Annotated in this window: 15 protein-coding genes; 7 read left to right on the top strand and 8 right to left on the bottom strand. The window is 69.6% G+C overall.

Annotation, left to right across the window (positions count from 1 at the left end; all coding sequences use genetic code 11):
* The 3 genes from MCBMB27_RS21440 to MCBMB27_RS21430 form a co-directional block, all read right to left on the bottom strand.
* Window positions 1–852: a DUF6456 domain-containing protein gene (locus MCBMB27_RS21440; RefSeq protein WP_170861827.1), complete on the bottom strand. Its 852-nt coding sequence runs from the start codon at window positions 850–852 to the stop codon at window positions 1–3.
* A gap of 93 nt (window positions 853–945) precedes the next feature.
* The gene (locus MCBMB27_RS21435) at window positions 946–1,182 is read right to left on the bottom strand and encodes a hypothetical protein (RefSeq protein ID WP_052083757.1); all 237 of its coding nucleotides are present in this window, start codon (window positions 1,180–1,182) and stop codon (window positions 946–948) included.
* A 162-nt stretch (window positions 1,183–1,344) separates the two neighbouring features.
* Window positions 1,345–2,853, bottom strand: coding sequence for a PAS domain-containing protein (locus MCBMB27_RS21430; protein WP_257787390.1), 1,509 nt, complete (start codon window positions 2,851–2,853; stop codon window positions 1,345–1,347).
* A gap of 503 nt (window positions 2,854–3,356) precedes the next feature.
* On the opposite strand from MCBMB27_RS21430, the gene MCBMB27_RS30290 reads away from it, so the two are divergent.
* A complete protein-coding gene (locus MCBMB27_RS30290; protein ID WP_164706349.1) occupies window positions 3,357–3,527 on the top strand; it encodes a hypothetical protein in 171 nt (56 codons plus the stop codon).
* A gap of 286 nt (window positions 3,528–3,813) precedes the next feature.
* Here the strand turns inward: MCBMB27_RS30290 and MCBMB27_RS21425 are convergent, their stop codons facing one another.
* The 3 genes from MCBMB27_RS21425 to MCBMB27_RS21420 all read right to left on the bottom strand — a co-directional run bounded on the left by MCBMB27_RS21425 (window position 3,814) and on the right by MCBMB27_RS21420 (window position 6,562).
* Window positions 3,814–4,197: a nuclear transport factor 2 family protein gene (locus tag MCBMB27_RS21425; protein ID WP_075381239.1), complete on the bottom strand. Its 384-nt coding sequence runs from the start codon at window positions 4,195–4,197 to the stop codon at window positions 3,814–3,816.
* Between the two features lie 328 nt (window positions 4,198–4,525).
* Window positions 4,526–4,684: an STAS domain-containing protein gene (locus MCBMB27_RS29760; protein ID WP_159020367.1), complete on the bottom strand. Its 159-nt coding sequence runs from the start codon at window positions 4,682–4,684 to the stop codon at window positions 4,526–4,528.
* Window positions 4,685–4,870: 186 nt separating this feature from the next.
* A complete protein-coding gene (locus tag MCBMB27_RS21420) occupies window positions 4,871–6,562 on the bottom strand; it encodes a methyl-accepting chemotaxis protein (RefSeq protein WP_075381238.1) in 1,692 nt (563 codons plus the stop codon).
* A gap of 767 nt (window positions 6,563–7,329) precedes the next feature.
* Between MCBMB27_RS21420 and MCBMB27_RS21415 the strand changes: the two genes are divergently transcribed.
* The 3 genes from MCBMB27_RS21415 to MCBMB27_RS21405 all read left to right on the top strand — a co-directional run bounded on the left by MCBMB27_RS21415 (window position 7,330) and on the right by MCBMB27_RS21405 (window position 10,654).
* Window positions 7,330–7,683 carry a putative quinol monooxygenase gene (locus MCBMB27_RS21415; protein WP_083683658.1) on the top strand — a complete coding sequence of 118 codons (354 nt, stop codon included), beginning with the start codon at window positions 7,330–7,332 and terminating at the stop codon, window positions 7,681–7,683.
* A 77-nt stretch (window positions 7,684–7,760) separates the two neighbouring features.
* Window positions 7,761–9,512 carry an LLM class flavin-dependent oxidoreductase gene (locus MCBMB27_RS21410; protein ID WP_075381237.1) on the top strand — a complete coding sequence of 584 codons (1,752 nt, stop codon included), beginning with the start codon at window positions 7,761–7,763 and terminating at the stop codon, window positions 9,510–9,512.
* A gap of 284 nt (window positions 9,513–9,796) precedes the next feature.
* Complete coding sequence (locus MCBMB27_RS21405) at window positions 9,797–10,654, top strand: hypothetical protein (protein ID WP_236952771.1); 858 nt, start codon at window positions 9,797–9,799, stop codon at window positions 10,652–10,654.
* 318 nt (window positions 10,655–10,972) lie between these two features.
* On the opposite strand, the gene MCBMB27_RS21400 is transcribed toward MCBMB27_RS21405, so the two are convergent.
* Window positions 10,973–11,536: a TetR/AcrR family transcriptional regulator gene (locus MCBMB27_RS21400; protein ID WP_075381236.1), complete on the bottom strand. Its 564-nt coding sequence runs from the start codon at window positions 11,534–11,536 to the stop codon at window positions 10,973–10,975.
* A 110-nt stretch (window positions 11,537–11,646) separates the two neighbouring features.
* Here MCBMB27_RS21400 and MCBMB27_RS21395 point away from each other — a divergent pair, with 110 nt between their 5' ends.
* From MCBMB27_RS21395 to MCBMB27_RS21385, 3 genes are all read left to right on the top strand, one after another.
* Window positions 11,647–12,345: a glutathione S-transferase family protein gene (locus MCBMB27_RS21395; RefSeq protein WP_075381235.1), complete on the top strand. Its 699-nt coding sequence runs from the start codon at window positions 11,647–11,649 to the stop codon at window positions 12,343–12,345.
* A gap of 553 nt (window positions 12,346–12,898) precedes the next feature.
* Window positions 12,899–13,813: a manganese catalase family protein gene (locus tag MCBMB27_RS21390; RefSeq protein WP_043355261.1), complete on the top strand. Its 915-nt coding sequence runs from the start codon at window positions 12,899–12,901 to the stop codon at window positions 13,811–13,813.
* Between the two features lie 297 nt (window positions 13,814–14,110).
* Window positions 14,111–16,246, top strand: coding sequence for a S9 family peptidase (locus MCBMB27_RS21385; RefSeq protein WP_075381234.1), 2,136 nt, complete (start codon window positions 14,111–14,113; stop codon window positions 16,244–16,246).
* 138 nt (window positions 16,247–16,384) lie between these two features.
* Here the strand turns inward: MCBMB27_RS21385 and MCBMB27_RS21380 are convergent, their stop codons facing one another.
* Window positions 16,385–19,840: an AsmA family protein gene (locus MCBMB27_RS21380; RefSeq protein WP_075381233.1), complete on the bottom strand. Its 3,456-nt coding sequence runs from the start codon at window positions 19,838–19,840 to the stop codon at window positions 16,385–16,387.
* Window positions 19,841–20,046: the final 206 nt, after the last annotated feature.

Genomic DNA, 20,046 nt, shown 5'->3' with positions numbered 1-20,046 from the left:
TCACCCCCGCCAGAGGCGCAGGCGGCCCCGATCGGGCCCCGTCGCCTCCCGCTCCAGCCCGTAATGCTCGGCCAGCCGCCCCAGGGCGATGCGGGCCACGACCTTGGCCGAGCGGGCCGGCCAGCGCCGCTCGGCCTCGATCCGCTCCAGGCCCTTGAGGAAACCGCAGAGGTCGATCAGCAGGCCCGACAGGTCGCTCCCGACCGCATCGAGGGCCCCGCGCACACGTTGCCGGGCCGCGATCACGTGGTCGGCCGCGCTGGCCGGGTCGCGGGGACCGCCGCCATCGACCCGGGGGGCCCCGAAATCCGAGCCCATGCGCGGCAGCAACGCGGCGGCGGTCATGTCCCGCCGCAGCCGCTCTCCGGCCTCGAACGCCGCCGCGTCGATGAGCGGCGTGCCGTCCCGGTCGCGGCGGCGCACCATCCAGGCCAGGGGGTTCTCGGCAGCGTTGCGGAGGGTCGGCCCCGCACCACCCCCCTCCACGACGGCGAGGTCGTGGTGCTGGGCCGCGAAGGCCAGATCGCCCGGCATGGCCTGCCGGCGCAGGCGCGCCCGCCCGGCCTCCGTGATCGTCAGCCGCGTGCCGGCCTCGTTCCACGTCGCCAGATCGGCCGCGGCCAGAGCCCGGCCGGCCGCGGCCGCGAAGCGCCCGCCCCCCACCGAGACACCGCCGCCGCCGCGCCGGATCACCAGCGCATCCTCAACCAGGGGATCGGGCCGCGCATCGGCGCCCGCCTCGCCCAGTCGCGCCAGAAGGCGGCACGCATCCGCCGGCAGATCCCCAGGTCCGGCGCCGCGCGGTCGCGCCTTCACCGAAGCCACGCGGCCACCCTTGAGAGGTTTGTTCATGTTTTGTTCCGTATGGTTCACCACGGACGCGCCGAAGCCGCACCATATCAGGAAAAATCAGAATTTCAAGGTTTTTTTACCTACAACTCTCAGCTATCGCGCCGCGGTCTTTCGCGCGGCACGGGTCGGTGCCCGATGGAGGATCTCGGCGATCTCGTCCTCGGACTTGTCCCGGACCTCGTAGCCCATCGCCTCGAACCGCTCGATGAGCGCGGCGCTCTCGGCGGCGGAGCGGGCCGCCCAGACGGCGAGGAGGTCGTTCACCCGGTCCAGATCCGCCTCGGGGTGATCGTCCTGCGCATCCGGCGACGGATTGGGGATCGCGACCATGGCGGCACCTCGGGATCGAACCGGCGACCGTGTTCGACGACACGGCCCGTCATGCAACGCCCGAGGTCGGGCGTGGCTCCCGCGGTCCCGCAACCGAAAGCCGGGTCGCCCGGGCCGACGACGGTCCGCCCGGGGCAGCAACCGGATGGCCGGCGGACGGCGCTATTCGGTCTGAGCGCGGTCATCCCGGTCGGCGTTCGCCAATGGGGCGACGGCTGTGAAGACGACGCCCTCGGCGCGGTAGTCGATATCGACCCGCCCACCGATCTCCGTGGCCAAAACGCGCTTGATCAGCTGGGTTCCGAAGCTCGTCTGCCGCGGGGGCACGACCGGGGGACCTCCGCGCTCCTGCCAGCGAATATGGAGGAGCGGAGGCTCCTTCCCGCCCTGAACGCTCCACGCCACGTCGACCACACCCGCGGCGACAGACAACGCGCCGTACTTGGTCGAGTTGGTCGCCAGCTCATGGAGTGCCAGGGCGTAGGCGACGACAACCTGTGGGGGCAGGCGCAGATCCGGTCCCGAGAGCTGAAAGCGGTCGCCGTCTTCGACCCCGAAGGGAGCGAGCGAACGCATGATGAGGCCCTGCATCGAGACGCTGCCGAAATCCTCCGTGATCAGAAGGGTATTGGCGGCCGACATCGCCTGGATGCGCGCCGTCAGCGTCGCGGCGGCGTCCTGCAGCGAGTTGGCGCGCCGCATGGTCTGCGAGACGACGGCTTGCAGCGAGGCCAGCGTATTCTGCATGCGATGGTGGAGTTCGCGGGTCAGCAGCGCGCGATGGCTCTGAACCGCCCGACGGTCCGTGATGTCCTGCGATGTTCCCGTGATCAGGATCGGCGTCCCGTCGGCCCGGTAATGCGCCTTCCCCCGAATCTGGACCCATCGCTCCTGACCGGCGGGCGTCGTCAGGCGATACTCGGCGTCGAGAAGCGACCGGTTCGCGATCGCCTGCTCGATCGCGTCCTGCTGGACCGCACGATCGTCCGGGTGGATGGAGGCGCGCAGTTCTTCGAGACTCAGCGGCTCGTCGGGCTGGCGTCCGCAGATCGCCTTGCAGCTGTCGGACGCTGTCAGATGCCCCGTGTCGAGGTTGATGCTCCAGCTTCCAAGCTGCCCCGCCTCGAGGGCAAAGCGCAGGCGCTCCTCGCTCGCCTGCAACTCGACATTGCGCCGCGCGACCTCCGCCTCCAGATCGAGGCGGTCGCGCTGGAGGCGAACCAGACGTTCACGCTCCAGGGTGACATCGAACTGGGACGCAAAGAAGTAGGTGAGCTGACCGTCTTCCCCGAACACGGGAGAGACGAGGAGGCGGTTCCAGAATGTCGAGCCGTCCTTCTTATAGTTCAGGAGGTCGAGTTCGATCGGCGTCCTGCTGTCGATCGCGCTCCTCAAGCGCGCGACGTCCGCCCGGTCGGTCGCAGGTCCCTGCAGGAAGCGGCAGTTCCGCCCGATGATGGCGTCGCGTCCATAGCCCGTCAGCCGCGTGAAGGCCGCGTTGGCGAAGACGATCGGGTTGTCGTCTTGTCGCGGGTCGGTGATGAGCATCGGCATGCGCGTGGCGCGAACGGCCGACGAGAAAGGGTCTGGTCCGGCGCCCGCCCGCGTCAGCTCGCGAATGATGCGGGCTTCTTCCTCATAGTCCGGCACCTGGGCACGTCCTGAACACATCAGACCTCAAGCGCTGCCGTATAACGCGTCGGCGCCTGCGCATGAAGAGCGTCGAAGACCGCTGAAGCGCCCATCCACCTGAACCGGATTGCTCGGGACCAGGGCGAGGCGCGCTGCTCCCGGGAAGGCATGACAGCCTTCCCTAGGCCCCATGGGTGGGGAACGGAGCGATCGCTCGGGGTGGGTTTCCCCCGGTCCGCCTTCGGGCAAGAATTCAGGGCCGCGGACGTCGTCGCCGCGCCTGTTTCCGGCCCGAAGCAGAATCTCGCGATCCCCGCTCCGTGCCGTCCCGATTTGGCGGTCTGCGATGATGGAACGGGGTGAGAGAATTGTTCCGGATGGTCTCGCGGGACATCCAAATCAGACCGGTGGCGGTGGGCAGCCGCGACCATACCCATGATGAACCGGCATCAGGCGCGGGGCCGGGATCACCGCGCGCCGGATCGAACAGCGGTCGGGTGACGTTCCTTACCGCCTACCCGGTCCAAACAGGAGGAACGCTCATGCGTATTGGCTATCTGCTGCCGCTCGTCGGCCTGCTCGCGCTCACGGCCTGCAAAGACGAGAAGAAGGCCGAGACACCCCCGCCTCCTCCGCCGCCTGCCAGCACCGCACCGGCAAACCCGGCGCCTCCGGCGACGACGACCAACCCGGCCCCAGCCAACAAGCCGTAGCCAACGAGCCTCAAGGGCGGCGGGCCCTGGCACGCATCCCAGCGCCACAGGACCCGCCGATCGCGACCGGGGCTGATGTCACCGCCCCGGTCGCGAGGCTCATACCCGAACCGAACCCCCTGGATCGACAGCCAGGGGGGGGCCTGCCCGTCCGCCCCCACGCAGCCTTGTGCGGAAGCGGACGAGGCCACCCATCCGCTCACGACCCGCCGCAGCGCCCGCGCGACGCGCCCGCATGCCGGCCTCGAATCGTGCGGCACGCCGATGCGGAGGCGAGTGTCGCCGTTCAAAACATCCCGTTGGGGTTGGCTGAGGCCTCTGGCAGGATCTGCAGCACGTCCCAGTGCTCTACGATCCGGCCGTTCTCATCGAGACGGAAAAGGTCCACGGCCGCGTAATCGTGGTCGCCCGGCCAGTGCTGATGGCAATGCAGCACGACCATATCGCCCTCGGCGATTGCCCGCTTCACCGACACCCGCTTCCCCGGCCACTCACGCGCCATGCGCTCGAAATAGGCGATGAAGCCGTCTTTGCCCGTGGCCACATGCGGGTTGTGCTGGATGTAAGCGTCGCCGGCATACCGCTCGATTGCTTCACGTGGACGGCACTCATTGAACATCAGCTCGTAGAACGCGATCACGTTTGCCTTATTTCGCATGAGATCTGCCATGCGGCCTCCCTCTACAACGACAAGGCCAATCCGCCGCCCCCGACAGCCAGTTGGATCGAGGGCGTCTTGATCGTGGACGTCTGCGACCGGTGATTGGGAGCATGTCGGCATAGGGCAGGCAAGTGCCCGCGCCCCCTTACAAGCCGCTCTCGCAGACAGACCGACGGATCGCCGCGCTATGGACGCTCTGGCCATCTCCCGTAAGCCGGACAGGAATCGTGCGCCGAATGCCCCCTCGGGGCCGGGAGCGATCCGATTACCGTAAGCAGCGCGCCGGGCGACCATCCTCACGAACCGCCAGCCCGCGCGCGGATGGCCTTCGGTCGGATCAAAGGCCGCCGACCGCGCAGGCCGCCCCGGGCTTGTCGTGCGGGCCGATCCGCTCGACCCGGCTTGCCGTCGCCGCGTTCATGCCGACCACAGGGAGCGCGATGCCGTGGCGACGGAACGTCCGCACCACCCGGTCGAGGGCGTCGAAGGCCGACATATGCCCCAGGAGAGCCGCCTGGAGGTCGCGCCTGACCGCAGGATACCGTTTGGGCGAACGATCACAGCCGCCTTACCGGCCTCCCCCTGCCGCGGGACGGTTGAGACGGCGGGGCGTGCCAGGGCGTCTGAGGTGGACCGGCATCGGCGTGGCAGACGGGCGTCGATCCCCGCGGCCCCTCCCCCACTAAGCGGCGCGGACCTCGTCCAGGAATTTGCGGACGGCTCGGCTCAGCCCATCGGACCGGACGGCGAGGGTGCGCGCGGCACCGAGAACCTGCGTCGCGGCCGATCCTGTTTCGCCGGCGCCCTCGCGCACCGATCCGATGTGATCCGTGACCTGCCGGGTCCCGTGTGCGGCCTCCTGGACGTTCCGCGCGATCTCGCGCGTGGCCGCGCCCTGTTCCTCGATCGCCGAGGCGATGTGGGTGGCGATGCCGGACATGTCGTCGATCGTGCGGCTCACGCCCTGGACCGCCTCGACCGCGCCGCGCGTGGCGGACTGGATCGCACCGATCCGGGCGCTGATCTCTTGCGTCGCCCGGGCTGTCTGCTCGGCCAGTGTCTTGACCTCCGCGGCCACCACGGCGAAGCCGCGCCCGGCCTCCCCCGCGCGGGCCGCCTCGATGGTGGCGTTGAGGGCGAGCAGATTGGTCTGGCTCGCCACGCCCGAGATCAGGCCCGCCGCAACGCCGATCCGGTCGGCGCTGTCGGACAGCTCCTGAATGATGGTGCCCGTCTCCTGGGCGCGCGCGATGGCCGCGCCGGCGATCGCGACCGAATGCGTCACCTGTCCGCTGATCTCCTGGACGGAGGCCGCCATCTCGTCGGTCGCGCTCGCAACCTGCTGCACGTTGCCGGACGTTTGTTCGGCTGCAACCGCGACGCTGACTGCGAGCGTATTGGTCTGCGCTGCGATCTCCGTCATCGATGCGGCGGTCGCCTCCATCTCGGTTGCAGCCGCGGTCAGCTCGCCCGTGAGCGCACCCGCCTCCCGCTCGAAATCACGCGTGATGCGGTCGAGGAGTTCGGCCCGGCGCATCTTGGCGGCATCGGCCTCGGCCTGCAGCGCGGCCAGCCGCCGAGCCTCGATCCCGGCCTCCTTGAACACCTGCACGGCGTCGGCGATCTGGCCGATCTCGTTCGCCTCGCCCTGGTGCGGGATCGCGACGGCGAGATCCCCAGCCGCCAACTGCCGCATCGGTTCCAGCACGGCCCGGACACGGGCGGCGATGCTCCGCACGATCAGGGTTCCGAGGATGGTGGCGACCACGAGCGCCAAGGCGCCGATGGCGAGCATGAGCCGCTTGGCCTTGGACGCGGTCGCAACCCCCTGCGCCACGGCGTTCTCGCCCTTGGCATTGTTGAGGGCTACGATCTCTTCGAGAGCCTGGGAGGCCGCCTTGATGTGCGGGCGGACGCCGACGAGGCTCTCGCGCAGCGCCAAGTCCTTATGCCCGGTCCGCGAGTATTCCAGCACGGCGGGGATCGCCGCGAGATAGCTCTGCCATTCACGGCGGAACCCGTCGAAGAGTTCACGCTCGCGCGCGTCGCCGATCAGCGGCGCGAAGTTGCGCATCGCCGCGGCCGTGGCCTCTGTCTTCTTTGACAGGGCGGCCTCCTCGGCCTGCATGCGGGCAGCGTCGGTGTAGAGGATGTGGTTGACGACGCTGACGCGCACATCGATGACGTCGCCGCGCAGTTCGCCGGCATATCGGACGCTCGGCAACGTGTTGGTGCCGAGGTGGGCTTGGTCATCGGCGAGGGTGCCGACCGCGTGGAGACCCAGGCCGTCGACGAGAAGCAGACAGCCGATGAGCAGGCCCAGGACGCCGACAAGGCGGTGCTTGATCGAAAGTCTGGAGAACCAAATTCTCATGGCCCGAGCGCAGCCCCGACATCTACACCGATGAAAATAGCGATCGATCTTAAATTTTCCCTTAAAATATCAAAATGCGAATGAAGATATCAAATATCAATACTAAATTCTACGACACGATAATCGCGTGTCATCTTCCTGATCGAGACCGACATTTGGCGTAATCGAGGCCGTATCATGCGGTCGAAAGTGCCGGAGGCAGGAAGTCAGCGCCGGATGGATTTCCATCGTCCGCATCTAGCCGAACACGATCCGAAGGTATCAGTCGGCTCTGAGCCGGCCCGTCATCCCTTCCCGAGCCGTCCGTGAGGTCCTGGCTCGGTTCGGGGCGCTTCGCTTGCCCCGTGAGACGGGACGCAGCCCCACACGACAGCCACCCGTCTCGGCTGGTCGGCGGGCAGGCCTCGGTTCGACAACCGCCCCACCCATCCCGGCGTCGCGACGGCCAGCCCGCCACCCCGAGCCGGCTGTCGCGATGCCCGGCGCGGGTGGCGCCTACGGGACCGGCGCAGGAATCCGCATCGTCGCACCCGCCCGACAGCGGCGTAGCACGTTCTTTTGCGCCCGTGGCCGTTTGAAGAGCAGTCTTTTATCCCGCCCGCCGACATGCAAAATTTAAATCTTAATGACGCGGCCCATATTGCAATACTTTCCCTAATGTAAGAAGCGGAAGGCCGATCAAATCGGACTTACTGCGAAACGATCTCACTCAGAGACCAGTCGATTGTGATCGCACACGCACGATAGCCTTGCCGGAGGGCCACGCCATGACCCGTCAACCCGCGTCTCCCTCCGACAGAGCCTCGGCTGCCGGAGCGCATCGTGGGCCGACCCACGGTCTCGTCGTAACCCTGGAGGCGAAGAACGGGCAGCAGGAGCAGGTCGCGCAGACGCTCCACGCCGCCTTCACGACCGCCATCCGCGAGGGCGGCACCGTGACATGGTACGCCTACCGCATCTCGGAGACGCGCTTCGGCATCTTCGACACGTTCTTCGACGAGGACGCGCGCAAGTCCCATCTGGATGGGGAGGTCGGCCGCTTGCTGAGCCGCATCGGCGAGGAAATCCTCGTCGGCCCGCCAGACTTTCGGGCCATCTCGATCCTCGCGTCCAAGATCTAGCGTCGCAAGGCCCGCCTCAAACACGCGCGCGGCTTCCGTCCGCGACACCGCCCTCCTTCCGGCCGATGGATAGAGTTATGCTGATCGATCAGCGACCGACGCGACCGCACATCTTCCTCAGTGCCTTCGACATGCACTGCGTCGTCCATCAGAACCCGGGCATGTGGCGGTATCCGGGAGACCAGACGCACAATTACAAGGATATCGAATACTGGATCGAGCTGGCCCGCGTGCTGGAGCAGGGCGGGTTCGATGCGCTCTTCATCGCCGACGTGCTCGGCTTCTACGATGTCTATGGCGGCAACCGCGATGCGGCGCTGCGTACGGCCGCGCAGGCGCCGGTCGGCGATCCGCTCATGACCATCGCGGCCATGTCGGCAGCCACGACCCATCTGAGCTTCGGGGCCACCGTCTCGCTGACCTACGAGCTGCCCTACAAGTTCGCGAAGACGATGACCACCTTGGATCATCTGACGAAAGGTCGTGTCGCCTGGAATATCGTGACGTCTTACCAGCAGAGTGCGGCCGTCAATCTCGGACTCGACACGCAAATCGCCCATGACGAGCGCTACAACATGGCCGATGAGTTCATGGAAGTCTGCTACAAATTGTGGGAGGGCTCCTGGGAGGACGACGCGGTGCGGCGCGATGTCGAGACCGGCCTCTACACCGACCCCTCCAAGGTTCACGACATTCGGCACGCCGGTAAATACTATAAGGTCCCGGGCGCACATCTGTGCGAGCCCTCCCCGCAGCGCACGCCCTTCCTGTTCCAGGCCGGCGCCTCCGCCCGGGGACGGAAGTTCGCCGCGCGCCACGCCGAGGCGGTCTTCCTCATCGGCACCAATCCCAAGGACACCCGCACCGTCGTCGATCAGTATCGGATGCTGGCGGCGGAACAGGGCCGCGATCCGCGCAGCCTGAAGATCATCATCATGCTGACGCCGATCGTGGCGGAGACCGATGCAGCCGCCCAGGAGAAGCTCGCGTTGATCAAGTCGCGCGCGCAGGTCGATGCGGCCCTGGCGCTCTGGGGCGGCTGGACCGGCATCGACCTCTCCGGCGCGGATCCGGACAAGCCCCTCGATCAGTTCCAGGGGGACGGCATCCGGGCCTTCAGCGATATGCTGACGCGCGTGGACAGCGAACTCGTCTGGACGCCGCGGCGGCTCGCCGAATGGCTCTGCGTGGGCGGGATGAGCGCGAGCTGTGTCGGGTCCCCCAGGACGATCGTCGATCATCTGGAAGAATGGCTCGACGTCGCCGACGTCGATGGATTCAACATCGCCCGGGTGACGAATTACGGCACGTTCGAAGATTTTCGGGATCTGATCACCCCGGAGCTTCGCCGCCGCGGCCTGATCCCGGAGGATCGACCCGCCCGTCCTCAGACAGCCCGGGAGCGGGTCTATGGTCAGAGCCGCCTGCGCGACGATCATCCCGGCGCGGCCTTCAAGGTTGGCGCGGCCCAGGCGTCGGCTCGGCGCAGCGCGGGCCCGGTTACGCTGCGCACCTCACCCCGCAACGTCGGCCTTCTGGTCACGCTCAAGGCAAAGCCGGAGACGAAGGAGCAGCTGGAAACGTGGCTGCATGACATGCAGCAATTCGCCGAGGATGAGGCGGGTACGATAACCTGGTACGCCTTCCAGATCGACGACCTGACCTACGGCATCTACGACACGTTCCTCAGTCATGAGGGACGGGAGGATCACATCCACGGTCAGATCGTCAAATCATTGCGAACGCTGCAGCACGAGATGCTGGAGAGCCCGCCCGACATCCGGCCCCTCGATCTCCTGTCCGTGAAGAGCTTCGCGCCGGGCCACTGAGAATCGGTCCGCGTTCGGCAATCCCGCCGGCGCAGCAGACGTCGCGCGCCCCCCGGCCGACGAACCTCGCGCCTGTCCGGGACCGCCTGAGTGAAAGGCATCGGACGGCGGCAAGGCACGTGAGCCGGGCCGCCCCTCTCCGTAAGCCTTGGTTGTTGACGGCCCGTCATCGCAACGCCTAATACGTATAGCATAGGCTATAATGATGGGTCATGGCTATGCGGCAGACGTCCGCCCGACATCGGTCGCCCGTGTCAGGCCCCCTCCTGTGCGGGCTCGCGGTGATGCTCGGGCAGCTCACGGCACCGGCGCTTGCGCAGACCCTTCCCACCGCCGCCGAGAACCTGACGCCCGGTGACCTCGACAGCGAGCATCTGTTCGGGTTCACGGAAGGCAGCGACCTCGGCGTACCCGGGGAAGTCGAGCTGGAATGGGAGACGAGCGGGCGCCTGGGCAAGCGCCTGGGCCGTTTCCTGGCCGTCGACAGCGGGCTCGCTCTGAAGGTCCCACTCACCCGCGACTTCCGCCTGGCGCCGGGGATCACCTTCAACGCCTACGATATCGGCGTGCCCGGCGACCCGACCCGGACCACGGGCGGGTTCAACGGCGGCTTCCTCGAAACCCGTCTGCGTCTGCTGGACCGCCGCACCGCGCCCTTCGGCCTGACCCTCAACCTCGTGCCGGGATACGGGACCGTAGACGGGGGATCAGGCGCACCGGCCAGCAGCTTCGGCACCGAGGTCGGGCTTTTGGCCGACCGCGAGGTCATCCCTGACATGCTGATCGCTGCGGTCAACGTCGGCTTCGCATTCTCATCGGTCCGGATGAACGCGACGGACGCGCGCGTGGCTGGGTCAGGCGTCGAGGTCGCCGGCGCCTTGGCCTACCGCGTGCAACCGGGTTACTTCCTCGGCGGCGAGGTCCGTTATGCCTGGACCTATGATGGCCTGACGCTGGACCGGCTCGCGGGTCAGGCCGCGTATCTCGGGCCTACGGCCTATGTGACCCTGTCGCCGCATGCCTGGGCCTCATTCACCTGGAGCTTCCAGATCGCCGGGCAGTCGGCGGGTGAGCCCGGTCCGCTCGATTTGTCCAGCTTCGACCGTCATCAGATGCGACTGCGTGTCGGTTACAGCTTTTGATCGCAGCCAGGGCAAACGCGCCGCGAGGCTCCACCCGCGCCTTCACGGACAAAGGTGACGCCGTTCACCCTTGTTGTGCCGCGTGATGCCGCCCGCGCACCCCGCCGGGTTCGTCGCACGGCCGACGAACAGCTCCTTTCGAGAGATCGGAGATCTATCGGACGTCCGACTCGGGCCGGGAGGGCAATAGCCGCTTTGGGTGGATCTCAGCTGCTCCGCTTTCGAACGGCAACGCATCGACGCGGACCTCGCCTTGCCACCCGCTGACGCCCCACCCCGGCCTCTCGGCGCGTCCGGTCATAGGATACGCGACCCAAGTCACGGGATAAGGCCGCTCTCCCGGTAAGCCGCGATGACATCGGTGTAGTGGGCGACTTCGTCCCGGCCGTGCGCGATCATCTGCGCGCCCGATACCGCCGCGAAGATGGCCTTCGCCCGCCGCCGGATCTCCTCCGGGGCATCCCCCTCCCCCGGGGCCAGCACCCGCGCGATCCAGCGCTCGTTCATCTCGCCCCACCGGACGACTTCGGTCCGGACCTCGGCAGGGAGGTCGTTCCGTTCCGCCGCCAGCATCCCGGCCAAGCACATGCGGTTGCCGTTCAGCAACGTGTCCCGGAACACGTCGGTGTACCGCCGCATCACGGTCGTGCGGTCCGTGGCGTCGTTCAGGACCTCGTCGAGGTAGCGCTCGTAGCGATCGATGTAGCGCCTCACGATCGCCTCGACCAACGCCCCCTTCGTCGGAAAGTAGTAGTGGATGCTGGCGCTCTTGATCCCGACCGTTTTGGCGAGATCACGGAAGCTGAGTCCGCTGTATCCGAGATCCTGCACGGTCAGCCGCGCGGCCTCCATGATCCGGTCCCGCATCGTGTCGCCACTCATCTCGGCCCCCTGCTACCTGACGCCAGATAGGCTTTGACAGGCCATGCGTGAAGCTCCTATTCCGACCGTACCTACCTGACGCACGGTAGGTGCCCGTGGAGGACGCTACGATGACGGACAAGCCCCGCCTCTTCACCTCGCCCTCGGCCTTCCCCAACCCCCAGCGCGTGCGCCTCTTTCTGCACGAGAAGGGCATCGCCGATCAGTTCGATGAGGTCATCTACGACATGGCCCCCGGTGGAGAGCAGCGGGGCTGGCAACACCTCAAGATGAATCCCTGGGGCGAGACGCCGACCCTACGCCTCGCCGACGGCGAGATCCTGTCCGAGACGACCGCCATCGTGCGCTACCTCGACCAAGCCTTCCCCGGCCGCCGCATCCTGGGCGAAACCCCGATGGCGCAGGGCCTGGACGCGATGTGGGACAGCCGCATCTGGGTCCACATCCTCTATCGCATCACCACGATGTTCCACGTCCTGCACCGTGGGCTGGGTCCGAAGCTCGAACTGACGCACAATCCGGCCTGGGGTGAGCACTGCCGCAAGGAGGCGCTGGCTCACGCGGGGCTCGTGGACCGGCACCTGTCGGACGGCCGCGCCTGGATGTTGGGCGGGGATGCGCCGACCTTCTCGGACATCACGCTGGCGACGGCGGTGGCTTTCTCGAAATTCCCCGTCTGCGCCACGCCGCTGGACGAGCGGTTCGAGCACCTCGATGCCTTCTGGCGGCGATGGCAGGAGCGCCCGGCGTTTCGAGCGGCCTACGCCGATCGCAGCAGCGGCGTGCCGGAGCTGGACGACCGTCAGTAATCCCGGCGCGTGATACGGCGGTGATGGGGACCGGCCCGATCGCGAATGTTTCGGCGATCGGGGCCGATCTACCCTCTCAAGGGAACGGCGAAGCGTCCGCTCCGGACGTGATGTCTGCAATTCCGGCTGTGGAACGGCACCTGGCGACCGCTCTCCACCGCGAGCCGAAGTTGACGGATGCGGGTCTGCTTTCGGGCGCGGCCGACGGCTGTCCCGGCGGCCGGCATGGGTCGGAGGCGGATGCCCCCTTCGGCGCGACGCGCCAGGGGCCGCGCCCCGTTCCAAGCCGAAGCTGCCGGCTGACCGACAAGGGACCGCGCCCCGGAAGCGGCGACGGCGTTCCGCACGGCCGAAAGGGGGCGAAAGCGGACCGGCCGGTGCGGATGGATATGCGACGGGCTGCTTCTCAGCTGCCACCGTATCGAGGCGGAATTCGTAATCCCGCCTGGCGTAATTGCCAGATCCCGCACCTGTCGATCTGCGAGGCGACAGGAACAATCATCCGCCCGAACAGATGCCATCTTGCGCACCCCGCGCAAACGGAGCTGCTCGCATGTTCATGAAGCTCGACCGCCTTCAGGCTGAACTGCCCCAGCCGAAGAAGCCCGATCCCAACGCCGCTGCCGCCCTGCAGGAGCTGCTCGGCGGAAAATACGGCGAGATGTCGACGCTCGGAAACTACATGTTCCAAAGCTTCAACTTCCGCAACAAGTCGAAGCTGCGCCCTTTCTACAGCCTGGTATCGAGCATCTTCGCGGAGGAACTCGGGCATGTCGAGCTGGTCTCAACCGGCATCGCCATGCTGAACAACGGTCCGGGTGACGACACCGAGGAGGTCGACGTCTCCAAGGCCCCCTTCCACGACATGCAGGACATCCGGCTTGCCGGCAGCTTCCTGTCGAACGGCGGCGGCGCGACACCTGTCAACTCGAACGCCCAGTCGTGGAACGTCGACATGGTCACGACCACGGGCAACATCATCATCGACCTGCTGCACAACTTCCACTTGGAGTGCGGCGCCCGCCTGCACAAGCTGCGCGTCTACGAGACTCTGACGGACCCGACCGGTCGCGAGGTCTGCGGCTATCTCCTGGTGCGCGGCTCGGTCCACGCCCACGCCTACGCGCTGGCGCTCAAGAAGCTCACCGGCGTCGAGATCGAGAAGATGCTGCCCACGCCGAACATCGTCCTCGACAAGATACCGGAATGCCAGAAATACCTGCAGGAGGGCTCGCACCGGCGCCTCTACCGGTTCAGCCCCGACGACTACAAGGAAGCGGCGGGCGTGTGGTCGAACGACGAGGTGGCGCTGCCCGGCGATCCGCCCGGCAACCTGGAAGTGGTGGACGGTCTGCCCGAGGGTGGCAAGATCCCCGAGCTCGACGGCAATTACGGGGCATTCGCGCCCAACTACGCGCCCCAGGAGATCTTCGAGATCGCGAGCAAGCTCTACAAGAAGAGCCGCTGAACGGACGACGGTGGATGGAGATCGCCCCGCGGATGCGACGCCGCGGGGCGCGGAGGCTCTCTCGGCGGCTCTCTGCCGCTCGGACGGCCGAGCCGATGGCGTTCAGGCCCCGGGCGCGGTGCGCCCGGCCCGGATGCCCCTGGACGACGGGGTGACGCAGATCCCGGGATCACCGCGCCGTTCTGCCCCGCAACACAGCCCTCGCCCTGCCGCCCTGCGCCCCGGGTGCCTTGCATCCCGGCGCCGGGCGGGACACATCCCGTCACCCGAACGTGACGGGACCCGACGGGAGAGACAATGACGGAGATCGGCCACGGCTTGCTCGCTCACCGGTCCGGCGCGCCGGTCGCCGAGGTCCGGCCGCGACGCTTCAGCGTCCACGGGCAGGAGATCACCGACGATTACGCCTGGCTGAAGGCCGAGAACTGGCAGACGGTCCTCAAGGACCCGTCGGCGCTGCCCGACGACATCGCCGCCTACCTGAAGGCCGAGAACGCCTTCGCCGAACAGGCGCTCGCCGGGAGCACGGATCTGCGGCGGCAGCTGGTCGCCGAGATGCGCGGGCGCATCCAGGAGGACGAGAGCGGCGTCCCGGAGCCGGACGGGCCCTTCGCCTACTACACCCGCCATCGCGCAGGCGGCCAGCACCCGCTGATCTGCCGGCGGCCGGCCACGTCGCCCGACGTGCCCGAAACGGGGCCGGACCCGGACGAGACGATCCTCATCGACGGCGACCGCGAGGGCGAGGGCCTGCCGTTCTTCGAGATCGCCGCCGCGGTGCATTCCGACGACCACGAACGACTCGCCTGGAGCGCCGACACCAAGGGCTCGGAACTCTACACGATCCGGGTGCGCGACATCGCCACCGGCCTCGATCTCGACGACCGGGTCGACGCGACCTCCGGCGAGGCGGTCTGGGCCGCGGACGGGGCAAGCTTCTGGTACGTGGCGGTGGACGCCAACCACCGGCCCGCGAAGGTCATGCGGCACCGCATCGGCACGGGGCAGAGCGAGGACGAGACCGTCTACACGGAAGCCGATGCCGGCTACTTCGTCCATATCGGCAAGACCCAGTCCGGCGCCTTCCTCGACGTGACGGTGAGCGACCATGAGACCTCCGAGGTCCGGCTCCTCGACCGGCACGCGGAGGACGCCCCCTTGCGCCTCGTCGAGCCGCGCACGCCGCTGCTGATCTACGGGGTCGAGCATCGCGGCGACCGGCTGTTCATCCGCACCAACGCGGACGGCGCCGAGGACTTCAAGATCGTCACCGCGCCGCTGGACGATCCGGGCCGCGCCCGCTGGACCGACCTCGTGCCGCACCGGGCCGGGGTGATGATCCGCCACCTGCACCTGCTCACCGGCCACCTGATCCGTCTGGAGATCGAGAACGCCAAGCCGCGGATCGTCGTGCGCGACTTGGCCGACGGCGCCGAGCACACGGTGGCCTTCGAGGAGGAAGCCTATTCCCTCGGCCTGCGCGCCGGCCTCGCCTTCGACACGGCCACGATCCGCTTCGTCTACGCGTCGATGACGACCCCGTCGGAGACCTGGGACTACGACTGCGCGGCCCGCACGCGGGTCCTGCGCAAGCGTCAGGCGGTGCCGAGCGGCCACGATCCGGCCGCCTACGTGACCCGGCGGCTCTTCGCCACCGCGCCCGACGGCGCGCAGGTGCCGATCTCGCTGCTGCACCGGAGGGATCTCGTCCTCGACGGCAGCGCGCCGCTGCTGCTCTACGGCTACGGCTCCTACGGCACGCTGATGCCGGCGGCGTTCCGCACGAACCTGCTGAGCCTCGTCGACCGCGGCTTCGTCTACGCGATCGCCCATATCCGCGGCGGCACCGAGAAGGGCTGGCGCTGGTACCTCGACGGCAAGCGCGAGAAGAAGCCCAACACCTTCACAGACTTCATCGCCTGCGCCCGGGCCCTGATCGCGGCGCGCTACACCGCCGAGAAGCGCATCGTCGCCCATGGCGGATCGGCGGGCGGGATGCTGATGGGGGCGGTGGCCAACCTCGCGCCGGAGCTGTTCGCCGGGATCGTCGCCGACGTCCCCTTCGTCGACGTGCTCAACACCATGCTCGACGCGGAGCTGCCCCTGACCCCGCCGGAATGGCCCGAATGGGGCAACCCGGGGGAGAGCGAGGCCGCCTTCCGGACAATCCTGTCGTACTCGCCCTACGACAACGTCGCCGCCAAGGACTATCCGGCGATCCTGGCGCTCGGCGGGCTCACCGACCCGCGCGTCACCTACTGGGAGCCGGCCAAGTGGGTCGCGCGGCTGCGCGCCACCATGACGGGCGGCGGGCCGGTGCTCCTGCGGATCAACATGGAGGCCGGCCATGGCGGCGCCGCCGGCCGGTTCGACCGGCTGGAGGAGGTGGCGCTGATCTACGCCTTCGCGCTCATGGCGGTGGGGAAGGCTTGAGCGCCGTCGACCGTGCGGGCGCATGGCCCGTGACGGCGATGACGGGGCCATGACGGGACCATGACGGGGCGCGGCGCCTGAGGCGTTCAGAGGGGCCGGTCCCACGGAGATGGGAGCTGCCTCAGGATGCGGCCGGCCTCATGGTCGGACCTCGGCGGGAGCCGGCGGTTGGGCGATCCCCTCGTCCGGATTGCGGGCCCGCTTCGCCGCCTCCTCGGCGGCCTTCTCCGCGGCGGCTTTCTCCGCAGCCACTTTCTCGGCGGCAGCCTTCTCGGCCGCGGCCTTGAGAGCCGCCGCGCGGGCCCGGTCCATCTCGATCCGGGCGCGGCGGCGCTGCCGCTCCACCTGGTCGGCCTCGGTCAGCTCGATCGTCTCCAGTTCGCGCTGCAGCACGAAGGCGGCGAGGCCGTTCGACAGGGTGCCGACGTCCAGCACGCGCTCCGGCGCGCCGAGGGGCCCGGTCAGGCCGAACTGGACCGCGGGCGGGCCGGCATTCCAGCCCCGGGGGACCGGGCCGCCCACGAGCGTGCCGCGGACGTCGAGGCGGCTGGCGCGCAGGTCGTAGCCGACGGTGCCGGCCCAGCGGGCCGGGCCGAGATCGAGGTCGAACGGCCCGGCCCGCAGGACGCCGCCCACGATGGTGGCGGCGGCCCGGGCGGATCCCCGCGCCTGCCCGCCGCCCCGGGCGAGTTCCTCGGTGACCAGGGCCTGGAGCCGCCCCTCGCGGAGCGGGTCGTCCATCTCGGCCGCCCGGGCCAGCACCCGGCCGAGGGCCGCGGGATCGGTCGCGGGCAGGCTCAGATCGGTCAGGGTGAGCGCGCCGCTGCCCGAGAGGCTGTCGGCGAGGCCCGGCAGGGTCTCGGCCGTGGCGGCGAACCGCAGATCGGCGCTCAGGCGGCCGCCGATCGGGCTGCCGGCCAGCGTCGGGAGCGCCGCACCGTCGAGGCTGCCCGAGCCGGAGACCGCGGCGCCGGCCCCGAGACGGGCGATCGTCATCGAACCCACGAGCCGTCCCCCGGCGAGCTTGCCGGACAGGTCCCGCAGGATCAGGTTCCCGTCGGTGAGGCCCAGGGCGGCCGTCGCCTCCGTGGCGACGAGGCCGCGCCCGAGATCCAGGCTGGCGACGCGGGCGTCGAGGGACAGGGCCGGATGGGCCGTCGGCGGCCCGAACGTGCCGTTCGCCCCCGGCGGGATCACCAGGGCGGCGGCGAGCTGCGGCACGGACAGGCGGTCGAGGGCGAGGCGGCCGTGCAGGGCGCCGCCCGCCGCCCGCAGCAGCGTCCCGTTCACCCCCGAACCCGCGACCGTGCCGGCGATGGCGGCGGCGGCCTCGCCCTGCTGCCGCGACAGCGTGACGGTGAGATCGGCCGGCCACGCGCCGGGGGCCAGGGTCGCGGCGCCGGCGAGCGTCAGGAACGGCGCCAGATCGGCCGTGTCGGCCCGGACTTCGCCGCCCGTGGGCACGAAGTCGGGACCGACCAGGATCGGGCGGCCGGTGGAGAGCCGGAGGCCCGCGACCGTGCCGTTCGCCGTCAGGGCGAGGGCCTGCCCGTCCGGCCGCTCGGCCGTCACGTGCAGTTCGGCGGGCTGCTGGAGGCCAACGATGTCGGTGCGGCCGAACCACGCCCCCGCCCGGGGCGCGGTGAGCGTGGCGGTGCCGCCCTCGATCCGCGTGCCGCGGCTCGCCAGGGTCAGGTCGAGGGTGCCGCCGCCGGCGCTGCCCCGCGCCTGGGTCCGCAAAGCCGCGGCCGCGCCGCCCGCCCGGTCGAGGGTGACGGCGAGGTCGAGGGGCGCGTCCCGCAGGACGGCGGGCAGCAGGCGGATCTCGCCCACCCAGACCCGCTCGAGCAGGCCGAGCAGCGGCGCCGCCGCCGGGGCCTTCAGCCGTCCGGAGACGCGGCCGGTCCCGTCCGCACCGATCTGGCCGGACAGCCGGGCGCTGGCGCCGGCGAGATCGGTGACGTCGAGGCTGTCGACCGTGAGGCCGGCGCCGTCGGACTGGATCCGCGCCGCGATCGTCCCGGTGCCGGAGCCCGTGGCGCCGAACCGGACATCCTTCGCTTCCAGGGTCAGGGCGAGGTCGGTGTCGCGCAGGGTCCCGAGCGTCGTCCCGAGGGGCGGCAGGCCGGCGATGTCGAGGCCGCTGGCGCGGATCTGGGCCTCGAAGCGGCCGCGCTCGGTGCCCTCGGCGGCGGTGTAGCGGGCGTTGCCGGTGATCCGCGCCGGTCCGAGGCCGAGGCGCAGGTTGCGCAGGGACAGGCCGGTGGCGGCGGCCGACAGGTCGGCGGCGGCCTCGACCGTGCGCCCGTCGAGGAGCGCGACGAGGGGCCCCTCGGCGCCGAGGCGGCGCAGATAGCGGCCCAGCGCCTCCGAATCGGGGGCGGTGAGCGCTACCGGGCCGGTGAAGCGCAACGGGGCCGTCTCGACCTGCCCGCTCGCCGCGACGGTGGCGTCGGCCGGGCCCGTCACCGACAGGCGGCGCAGCAGCAGGCCGCCGGCCCGTTCCAGGGTGCCGGTGAGGGCGAGGTTCGACCAATCCTCGCCGCCGAGCACGGCGCTGCCCACCGTGAGGTCGAGATCGAGCATGGCCGGCAGGCTGCCGGCCGAGCGCGGCAGGCCGCGGCCGATCAGGTTCTGGCCCTCCGCCGAGGTCAGGAAGGCGTCGAGGTCGAGGCGGCGGGCCTCGAGGGTCAGGCCGCCGCGCCACTGGCGCAGATCGAGCCGGCCGGTGCCGCCGAACCGCAGGCTCCGGCCCCCGGGATCGATGGCGAGGTCGACGCCCTCGAACCGCACCTGCGTGCCCCGGGCCTTGAAGGTGCCGGCCAGCGAGAAGGGCAGGTAGGCGCCCGCGGCCTGGGTCGGCGGCCCGACGACGAGGCGCGCCGAGCCCTCGGCCTCGACCAGGGAGCCGCCGGCTTCGCTCGGCGCGAGGCCGAAGCGTGCATCCGCCTCGAAGCGCGGAGCCGCGTCGCCGCCGCCGGAGATCTTGGCGGCGAGGCGCCCGTCGGGTCCCGGCGTGCCACTCACCGCCCGGAACGGGATGCCGCCGCTCGTCCCCTCGACCCGCCAGGGGCCGACCAGGGCCGGCGCCTGCAGGTGCAGGTCCTGGACGTAGAGCTGGTCGGTCCGCCCGGTGGCGGGCACCTGCGTGGTGACCAGGAACTGCTGGATCTGCAGGTTCTCGATCGCGAGGTCGCGGTCGCGCAGGGCGCCACCGAAATCGGCCGGCAGCTTCAGGGCGTCGGGGCCGGCGACCGGGAGCTTGATCTCGGCCCGGCCGATCCGGGTCTCGGTGAAGCGGAACTCGCCCTTCAGGAGCGGCGCGAGGGCGATCTCGGCCTTGACGAACCGGGCGTCCAGGCTCGGCCGGTCCGGATCGGCGCCGAGATGCAGGCGGTCCACGCGCAGCCGCGGCGAGGGCAGCAGCCGGACCTCGATCCGGCCGTCGGTCCGGACCGGGACGCCGAGGGACCGGGCGAGCGCCCGGTCGACGAGCGCGCGATGGGCCTGCCAGTCGACGAAGGGCGGAACGGCGAGCGCCGCCACGAGAACCAGGATGACGGCGCACGCCAGCGCGGTCAGAAGATCACGCAATGGTCCTGTTCCGCACCATCTCTCCGCGAGGCCGCGCCATCACCGTGCCGCCATGCCCCGCGTGCCCCCGCGAGTCAGTTGTCACGGCCATAGCACGATAAGCCCCCGGGAGCGCCAGCGGCGATGCCACGGTCCGGAGCGGTGCGCGCGGCTGTCCGCGGCACCCCGGGCGAGGGGTTCCGGACCGGGCGCGGGTCCCCTCTCCC

The organism is Methylobacterium phyllosphaerae (assembly GCF_001936175.1).
In the GTDB taxonomy this organism is placed as follows: domain Bacteria; phylum Pseudomonadota; class Alphaproteobacteria; order Rhizobiales; family Beijerinckiaceae; genus Methylobacterium; species Methylobacterium fujisawaense.
This window is presented reverse-complemented; position numbering and strand designations above follow the sequence as displayed.

Coding starts and splice junctions, on each gene's coding strand:
- MCBMB27_RS21400 (WP_075381236.1), bottom strand. CDS start 11,536: ATGAGTGGCGACACGATGCGGGACCGGATCATGGAGGCCGCGCGGCTG.
- MCBMB27_RS21440 (WP_170861827.1), bottom strand. CDS start 852: ATGAACAAACCTCTCAAGGGTGGCCGCGTGGCTTCGGTGAAGGCGCGA.
- MCBMB27_RS21385 (WP_075381234.1), top strand. CDS start 14,111: ATGACGGAGATCGGCCACGGCTTGCTCGCTCACCGGTCCGGCGCGCCG.
- MCBMB27_RS21395 (WP_075381235.1), top strand. CDS start 11,647: ATGACGGACAAGCCCCGCCTCTTCACCTCGCCCTCGGCCTTCCCCAAC.
- MCBMB27_RS21390 (WP_043355261.1), top strand. CDS start 12,899: ATGTTCATGAAGCTCGACCGCCTTCAGGCTGAACTGCCCCAGCCGAAG.
- MCBMB27_RS21435 (WP_052083757.1), bottom strand. CDS start 1,182: ATGGTCGCGATCCCCAATCCGTCGCCGGATGCGCAGGACGATCACCCC.
- MCBMB27_RS21405 (WP_236952771.1), top strand. CDS start 9,797: ATGCTCGGGCAGCTCACGGCACCGGCGCTTGCGCAGACCCTTCCCACC.
- MCBMB27_RS21415 (WP_083683658.1), top strand. CDS start 7,330: ATGACCCGTCAACCCGCGTCTCCCTCCGACAGAGCCTCGGCTGCCGGA.
- MCBMB27_RS21430 (WP_257787390.1), bottom strand. CDS start 2,853: ATGTGTTCAGGACGTGCCCAGGTGCCGGACTATGAGGAAGAAGCCCGC.
- MCBMB27_RS21425 (WP_075381239.1), bottom strand. CDS start 4,197: ATGGCAGATCTCATGCGAAATAAGGCAAACGTGATCGCGTTCTACGAG.
- MCBMB27_RS30290 (WP_164706349.1), top strand. CDS start 3,357: ATGCGTATTGGCTATCTGCTGCCGCTCGTCGGCCTGCTCGCGCTCACG.
- MCBMB27_RS21420 (WP_075381238.1), bottom strand. CDS start 6,562: ATGAGAATTTGGTTCTCCAGACTTTCGATCAAGCACCGCCTTGTCGGC.
- MCBMB27_RS21410 (WP_075381237.1), top strand. CDS start 7,761: ATGCTGATCGATCAGCGACCGACGCGACCGCACATCTTCCTCAGTGCC.
- MCBMB27_RS29760 (WP_159020367.1), bottom strand. CDS start 4,684: ATGTCGGCCTTCGACGCCCTCGACCGGGTGGTGCGGACGTTCCGTCGC.